This window comes from Streptomyces sp. NPDC003011 (genome assembly GCF_053591515.1).
In genome coordinates, this window is record NZ_JBSFTY010000015.1 from 106,932 (window position 1) to 113,925 (window position 6,994).

Here is a 6,994-nt window from a genome sequence, read left to right on the forward strand (position 1 = left end):
TACGGCACTCAGAAGTAGTACGCGTCCCCGGTGTCCAGCACCAGCACCCGCTGCTGATCGTTCGCCCGGTTCCCGTCCACCGCCCCGCCGCTCCACACCGTGTCCAGCTCCAGCAGCACCTCCGACGGCGCCTCCCGCAGCCGTACCCCCAGACCGATCCGCTCCCCCGCCTCGTCCGCGGCCAGCGCACCCACCCGGCACACCACCACGCGCTCACCCGACCGCGCGCACCCCTCGGACAGCTCCTGCTCGTCCGCCAACGGCTCCGACCAGCGCAGCCGGACCGTCGCGTCCGGCACCGCCGACGGACCGTGGTTGCGCGGAGTGAACCGCACGTCGACCCGGCCCCCGGACATCGAGGCGGAGCCGTGGTAGGCGAGATCGGCCTCCGGAACCCCCTCGGCCCCCGCGACCGGAACCGCCCCACCGACGACCGCCATGGCCGCCATGGCCGCCGCGCACACCGCGAGAATCCGCATACCGCCCACTCCCTCACTCCACCGTGGTCGTACGGATGTATCCCACGCGCAGCGACGGACAGGCGCCGTCCAACAGGTGACGCGGTGCCGGATCACACCGCAGGCCCACCGGCGGACCCGGCATGCGAAGCTGCCCTCATGTCCGTGCTCCGCTCCGCCGCCCTCTTCGTCGTCGCCGCCCTCTTCGAGATCGGCGGCGCCTGGCTGGTCTGGCAGGGCGTGCGCGAGCACCGCGGCTGGACCTGGATCGGCGCGGGCGTCCTGGCCCTCGGCGCGTACGGCTTCGTCGCCACACTCCAGCCGGACGCGGAGTTCGGCCGCATCCTCGCCGCGTACGGCGGTGTCTTCGTCGCCGGCTCGCTGGCCTGGGGGATGGCCGCGGACGGCTACCGCCCGGACCGCTGGGACGTCACGGGCGCGCTGATCTGCCTCGCGGGCATGGCGGTCATCATGTACGCGCCGCGGGGCGACTGAACGGACGTACCGTCACGACGTACGGTCACGGCTGATCGTCGGGGACGTACGGTCACGGCTGATCGTCGGGGACGTACGGTCACGGCTGATCGTCGGGCAGCAGCCCCAACTGCCCAAGGAACTCCATCTCGTCGAAGTAGAGCCGGTAGTCCACGATCCGGCCGTCCCTGACCGTGGCGATGTCCACCCCGCGGATGCTGATCTCCTTCTGGGTCGCGGGGAGGGTCTCCCCGTTGGGCAGGTGCAGCGGCCCCGTGTTCCGCCCCCTGAAGACGCCCTCGTCGATGGCCGTGTCGCCGGCCTCGTACGCGTGCAGGGTCTCGAACGTGGCCTCGGGGACCGCCTCCGTCATCTGCCGCCAGTACTCGATGATCTGCTCGCGCCCGCGGATCTCCCCCTCGTCGGGGGTGAAGGCGACCGCGTCCTCGGCGTACAGCTCGCCGATGGCCCTCGGATCGGGATGCGTGGTCAGCGCCTCCGTGAGCCGGTCCATGACCTCGCGTGCCTGTCCCATGATCCACCTCCACTGAAGTCAGGGGATCACCCACCTCATTGTCCCACCGCACCCCTGCGGACGCCGTCCGCGGACCCGGGGACCACAGCCCGTCCGTCCACGCCACCCGCCTATCCTGGCCGGACAGGCTTTCGCCCCGCCCGCCCGCCCCGTCCGCCCCGTCCGCCCCGTCCGCCCCGCCCGAGGAGCAGTCCATGGCCACCGCCGCACCGTCCGCCGCCTCCCGCATCGCCGTCGTCACCGGTGCCAGCAGCGGAATCGGCGCCGCCACGGCCCGGCAACTGGCCGCCGCCGGCTACCGCGTCGTCCTCACCGCCCGCCGCAAGGACCGCATCGAGGCACTGGCCGAGGAGATCAACACGGCCGGCCACCAGGCGACGGCGTACCCGCTGGACGTCACGGACCGCACGGCCGTGGACGAGTTCGCCTCCGCCTTCCAGACGATCGGCGTGCTGGTCAACAACGCGGGCGGAGCGCTCGGCGCCGACCCGGTGGCCACCGGCGACCCGGCCGACTGGCGCACGATGTACGAGACCAACGTCATCGGCACCCTCAACCTCACCCAGGCCCTGCTCCCCAAGCTGGACGCGAGCGGCGACGGCACGATCGTCGTCGTCTCCTCCACCGCCGGGCACGGCACCTACGAGGGCGGCGCGGGCTATGTCGCCGCCAAGCACGGCACGCACGTCCTCGCCGAGACCCTGCGCCTGGAGATCGTCGGCCGCCCGGTCCGGGTCATCGAGATCGCGCCCGGCATGGTCCGCACGGACGAGTTCGCGCTCACCCGCTTCGGCGGCGACAAGGAGCGGGCGGAGAAGGTCTACGAGGGGGTGGCCGAGCCCCTCACCGCCGACGACGTCGCCGACACCATCACCTGGGCGGTGACCCGCCCCAGCCACGTCAACATCGACCTCCTGATCGTCCGCCCCCGCGCCCAGGCCTCCAACACGAAGGTCCACCGGGACCGCTGATGTCCCGCGTGCCCACTCCGCTGGGGCGTTCGTTGTCCACTGGGGCGTTCGTTCTTCGTCTCCTCGTCGAGGCGGTGGCGTCCGGGGCCGGCGGCAGCCGATCACCCGCACGTCGCCCGAACGCCGAACGGCGAAGAGCCGCTCCCTCCGCCTCTGGCGCACGCGCACCGGCCACGTCCCGCCCGGTGCCGACCGATCGATGACCGGCCGTGTGAGGCTCCGGCCCGGACCGGAGCCTCACCCATCAGCCCTTCACACAGATGAACTGCTTCAGCTTCGCCACCACCTCGACGAGATCCCGCTGCTGCGCCATCACCTGGTCGATGTTCTTGTAGGCGGCCGGAATCTCGTCCAAAACCCCGGTGTCCTTACGGCACTCGACGCCCCGCGTCTGCTCCTCCAGATCCCGCACCGTGAACCGGCGCTTCGCGGCGTTCCTGCTCATACGCCTGCCCGCCCCGTGCGAAGCCGAGTTGAAGGCTTTCTCGTTCCCGAGCCCCTTCACGATGTAGGAGCTGGTGCCCATCGAGCCGGGGATGATCCCGTACTCGCCAAAACCCGCACGGATCGCCCCCTTACGCGTGACCAGTAGGTCCATGCCTTCGTACCGCTCCTCCGCCACGTAGTTGTGATGGCAGGAGATCTCATCCTCGAATGCCGGCTTCGCCTTCTTGAACTCCTTGCGCATCACGTCCTTCAGGAGCGCCATCATGATCGTGCGGTTGTACCTGGCGTACTCCTGCGCCCAGTACAGGTCGTTCCTGTACGCGGCCATCTGCGGGGTGTCCGACACGAACACCGCAAGATCACGGTCGACGAGACCCTGGTTGTGCGGAAGCTTCTGAGCGACACCGATGTGGTGCTCAGCCAGTTCCTTGCCGATGTTCCGGGATCCGGAGTGCAGCATGAGCCAGACCGAGTCCGACTCGTCGAGGCACACCTCGATCATGTGATTGCCGCTGCCGAGCGTTCCCATCTGCTTTCCGGCGCGCTCATGACGGAACCTGACCGCCTCCGCGACCCCGTCGAACCGACCCCAGAAGTCGTCCCACCCCGCGGTGGCCAGCCCGTGGAAGCGCCCCGGCTCGACGGGAGTGTCATGCATCCCCCGCCCCACCGGGATCGCCTGCTCGATCTTCGACCGCAGCCGCGACAGGTCCCCGGGAAGGTCGTTCGCCGTCAGGGAGGTCCTGACCGCCGACATCCCGCAGCCGATGTCGACCCCGACCGCCGCGGGACACACGGCTCCCCGCATCGCGATGACCGACCCGACCGTCGCGCCCTTCCCGTAGTGCACGTCCGGCATGACCGCCAGACCCTTGATCCACGGCAGGGTCGCCACGTTGCGCAGCTGCTGGAGCGCGCCTTCCTCCACGGTCGCGGGGTCGGCCCACATACGGATCGGGACCTTCGCGCCCGGCATCTCCACGTACGACATATCGCTCTCATTCCCCCGGAAAAACAACAGAAGTATCGAATCGCAAAACCGGCGCCAAGGTCGATGAAAAGGGACAACGGACCGGCGTCCACGGCCATGCGTGCGATACACATTGTCTCCAGCGGGCGCCCCCGTGCGGCAAGCGAATAACCAGCGGGGACACTGAGAACCTCAACCGCATCCACACCGTCGACCACACCGTCGACCACCCGTCGAGAGGGGCCTGACCGTGCAGCGGAAGGCGTACGTACCCGGCGTCGCCGCGCTCCTCGCGGCCCTGCTGGCCGGCTGCACCGGCAGTTCGGGGGACGACGGCACGACGGACGACGCGAACCCCGGCGACGCCGGCACCGCGTCCGCCGCCGCCCAGCCGGGCCGGTACCGCACGCTCCCGGAACCCTGCGGCTCGGTCGGCCAGGACACCCTCGACTCCCTCCTGCCCGGTATCCGGCAGATCACCGACGAGCAGCAGCGGGAGAAGGCGTACGCGGGCGGGGCGACCCCCACGTTCGACACCGACCGCAAGGTCGGCTGCCGCTGGAAGGTGGAGTCCACGGACGCCACCGACCATCTGCTCGTCGACTTCGAGCGGGTGGTGTCGTACGACACCTCCGTGAGCGACGACAGCCAGGCGCAGCAGCTCTTCGCGACGATGCAGGAAGCGGCCGACCTCCCGGAGGCGGTGAGCCCCAGCGCCACGGCCGACTTCGGGAGCGGCGAGGAGAGCGCCGACGAGAACACCTCAGGCTCCCCCAGTCCCGCGGCCACGCCGACCGACGCCGCCTCGGCGTCCTCGTCGGCCTCCTCTTCCTCGTCGGCTGCTTCCTCGTCCGCGTCCCCGACGTCCTCGGCCTCCGCCGCGCCGACCGATCTCCAGCCCAGGCTCCTCGACGGGTTCGGTGACGAGGCGTTCCTGGACGACGTGTTGAGCAGTTCCGGTTCGACGGCCCGGCAGCGCACGGTGACTGTGGCGTTCCGCACGTCGAACGTGATCGTCACGATCGAGTACATGGAGCAGCCGGCGACCGTCGGAGTGGCCCCGGACAGCAAGGAAATGCAGGACAAGGCCCGGAAACTGGCCGCGCAGCTGGCCGACTCGCTGAGCGGCTGACCCCTCTTCACCGGCCCCTCACCCCTCCGCACGAAGCGGATGAAGCAAGGCCGCACAGCTTCCCCACCGCGTACCGTGGCCCCTCGGACCCGATCCGACGGCAGGAATCACAAGCGTCATGAGTGAAGGAACCATGCAGCGACCAGCACAGCGAGACATGGGGGCCCCTCCCACGCCGTTGAGGCAGTGGGGGAATGACGAGCGGGACCGGCGCGAGGGGCGGGCGAAGAGCCTCAGCCGCGTCCTTGTCGGCGCGGCGGCCGTCCCCGTGATGCTGATCGTCGCCGGCTGCTCCTCGGACTCCGGCTCCGACGACGCCGGCAGCACGAGCACGAGCGGCGCGGGGGCGACGGTGTCCGCGAGCCCGTCGCCGACGGTGCAGGCGGCGGCGTACGACTCGCTTCCGGAGCCGTGCGCGGTGCTCTCGAAGAAGACCCTGGGCGAGCTCGTGCCGAAGGGGAAGTCCGGCAAGGAGGGCACCTCCGACGACACGGCGGCACGGGCCAGCTGTTCCTGGACCAGTCTCGACAACAACGGCGTCAAGGGCTCCCAGTTCCGCTGGCTGAACGTGTCCCTGCTGCGCTTCGAGTCGGACACCTCGCGCGGCTCGGGCGACGAGCAGGCGCAGGCGTACTACGCCACGCAGGTCCAGGAAGCCCGCTCGGCGGAGGGCGCGAAGAACGCGAAGTCGCAGCCGCTCGCCGGGACGGGCGACGAGGCGACGACGGTGACCTACGACCTGAAGAAGAAGGAAGGCTCCTTCAAGCAGCAGACGGTCGTCACACGGGTCGAGAACGTCGTCGTCACGGTCGACTACAACGGCGCGGGTCTCGCCGGTGAGAAGACTCCGAGCGCCGCGAGCCTGACCAAGCTCGCCCAGAAGGCGGCCAAGGAGGCGGTGGCCGCGGTGTCGTCGGCGAACGGCGAGGGCGAGGCGAGCGGCGAGGGCAAGGCGAGCGGCACGCCGTCGGCGTCGAAGAGCGCGTCCCCCTCGGAGTCGGCGTCGAAGTCCGCGTCGAAGCCGGCGTCGCCCTCGGCGAGCGCGTCCCCGTCCTCCTCGGCGGCGAAGAAGAGCTGACTGTCACACCGGACCCCGACGGGCGGCTCGGCCCGGCTGGTTGACGGAGCCCGGCCCTGCGCGGGAACCGGGCTCCCGACAGACCGACAACACGTCCGACGCACACATGTGCCACTCTGTTGCGCGCAACAACACGCACTGGGAGGGGAGTACGGGTGGCCGCGCCACTGCAGCTGACACGCACGCACCGCGTTCTCATCGGCGTGGTCGTGGCCGGTGCCGTGATCATCGCCGCCATCGGCTTCGCCGGTTCGTACGCGGCCGTCCGCGAGCTGGCCCTCCAGAAGGGCTTCGGGAACTTCAGTTACGTGTTCCCGATCGGCATCGACGCGGGCATCTGCGTCCTGCTGGCCCTGGACCTGCTGCTGACCTGGATCCGCATCCCCTTCCCGCTGCTGCGCCAGACGGCGTGGCTGCTGACGGCGGCGACGATCGCGTTCAACGGCGCGGCGGCCTGGCCGGATCCGCTGGGCGTGGGCATGCACGCGGTGATCCCGATCCTGTTCGTGGTCTCGGTCGAGGCGGCCCGGCACGCGATCGGCCGCATGGCCGACATCACCGCCGACAAGCACATGGAGGGCGTCCGGCTCACCCGCTGGCTGCTCTCCCCGCTGCCCACGTTCCTCCTGTGGCGCCGCATGAAGCTGTGGGAACTGCGTTCCTACGAGCAGGTCATCAAGCTGGAGCAGGAACGTCTCGTCTACCAGGCCCGGCTGCGCTCCCGCTTCGGCCGGGCCTGGCGCCGCAAGGCCCCGGTGGAGAGCCTGATGCCGCTGCGGCTGGCCCGCTACGGGGTGCCGCTGGCGGAGACCGCCCCGGCGGGCCTCGCCCGCCCGGCACGGCCACCAACAACGTGGCCGAACTGACGGCGCTGGAGCGGCTGCTGGCGTCGACCGCGCCGGACGTGCCGCTGGAGGTCCGGATGGACT

The 6,994-nt window shown here is 70.5% G+C and carries 7 protein-coding genes and 2 pseudogenes; 6 read left to right on the forward strand and 3 right to left on the reverse strand.

The window, feature by feature from the left end; translation table 11 throughout:
• Positions 1–8: 8 nt before the first annotated feature.
• Positions 9–479, reverse strand: coding sequence for a hypothetical protein (locus ACWD0J_RS10970; protein ID WP_451495457.1), 471 nt, complete (start codon positions 477–479; stop codon positions 9–11).
• Positions 480–617: 138 nt separating this feature from the next.
• On the opposite strand from ACWD0J_RS10970, the gene ACWD0J_RS10975 reads away from it, so the two are divergent.
• Positions 618–953: a YnfA family protein gene (locus tag ACWD0J_RS10975; RefSeq protein ID WP_451495458.1), complete on the forward strand. Its 336-nt coding sequence runs from the start codon at positions 618–620 to the stop codon at positions 951–953.
• 79 nt (positions 954–1,032) lie between these two features.
• On the opposite strand, the gene ACWD0J_RS10980 is transcribed toward ACWD0J_RS10975, so the two are convergent.
• Positions 1,033–1,467 carry an ester cyclase gene (locus tag ACWD0J_RS10980; RefSeq protein WP_451495459.1) on the reverse strand — a complete coding sequence of 145 codons (435 nt, stop codon included), beginning with the start codon at positions 1,465–1,467 and terminating at the stop codon, positions 1,033–1,035.
• A gap of 194 nt (positions 1,468–1,661) precedes the next feature.
• Between ACWD0J_RS10980 and ACWD0J_RS10985 the strand changes: the two genes are divergently transcribed.
• A complete protein-coding gene (locus tag ACWD0J_RS10985) occupies positions 1,662–2,438 on the forward strand; it encodes an SDR family NAD(P)-dependent oxidoreductase (RefSeq protein ID WP_451495460.1) in 777 nt (258 codons plus the stop codon).
• 244 nt (positions 2,439–2,682) lie between these two features.
• On the opposite strand, the gene ACWD0J_RS10990 is transcribed toward ACWD0J_RS10985, so the two are convergent.
• Positions 2,683–3,876, reverse strand: coding sequence for an RtcB family protein (locus ACWD0J_RS10990; RefSeq protein ID WP_451495461.1), 1,194 nt, complete (start codon positions 3,874–3,876; stop codon positions 2,683–2,685).
• Positions 3,877–4,105: 229 nt separating this feature from the next.
• Between ACWD0J_RS10990 and ACWD0J_RS10995 the strand changes: the two genes are divergently transcribed.
• From ACWD0J_RS10995 to ACWD0J_RS11010, 4 genes and pseudogenes are all read left to right on the forward strand, one after another.
• Positions 4,106–4,987 (forward strand): DUF3558 domain-containing protein, encoded by an 882-nt coding sequence (locus tag ACWD0J_RS10995; protein ID WP_451495462.1) that lies wholly within the window; start codon positions 4,106–4,108, stop codon positions 4,985–4,987.
• A 118-nt stretch (positions 4,988–5,105) separates the two neighbouring features.
• Positions 5,106–6,065: a DUF3558 family protein gene (locus tag ACWD0J_RS11000; RefSeq protein WP_451495463.1), complete on the forward strand. Its 960-nt coding sequence runs from the start codon at positions 5,106–5,108 to the stop codon at positions 6,063–6,065.
• Positions 6,066–6,274: 209 nt separating this feature from the next.
• Positions 6,275–6,724: pseudogene (locus ACWD0J_RS11005) on the forward strand (DUF2637 domain-containing protein); the annotation flags it as partial.
• A 77-nt stretch (positions 6,725–6,801) separates the two neighbouring features.
• Positions 6,802–6,994: pseudogene (locus ACWD0J_RS11010) on the forward strand (hypothetical protein); the annotation flags it as partial.

Bases quoted from the DNA above. Each gene is read 5' to 3' on its own strand.
- ACWD0J_RS11000 (WP_451495463.1), top strand. From the start codon at position 5,106: ATGAGTGAAGGAACCATGCAGCGACCAGCACAGCGAGACATGGGGGCC.
- ACWD0J_RS10975 (WP_451495458.1), top strand. From the start codon at position 618: ATGTCCGTGCTCCGCTCCGCCGCCCTCTTCGTCGTCGCCGCCCTCTTC.
- ACWD0J_RS10980 (WP_451495459.1), bottom strand. From the start codon at position 1,467: ATGGGACAGGCACGCGAGGTCATGGACCGGCTCACGGAGGCGCTGACC.
- ACWD0J_RS10985 (WP_451495460.1), top strand. From the start codon at position 1,662: ATGGCCACCGCCGCACCGTCCGCCGCCTCCCGCATCGCCGTCGTCACC.
- ACWD0J_RS10970 (WP_451495457.1), bottom strand. From the start codon at position 479: ATGCGGATTCTCGCGGTGTGCGCGGCGGCCATGGCGGCCATGGCGGTC.
- ACWD0J_RS10990 (WP_451495461.1), bottom strand. From the start codon at position 3,876: ATGTCGTACGTGGAGATGCCGGGCGCGAAGGTCCCGATCCGTATGTGG.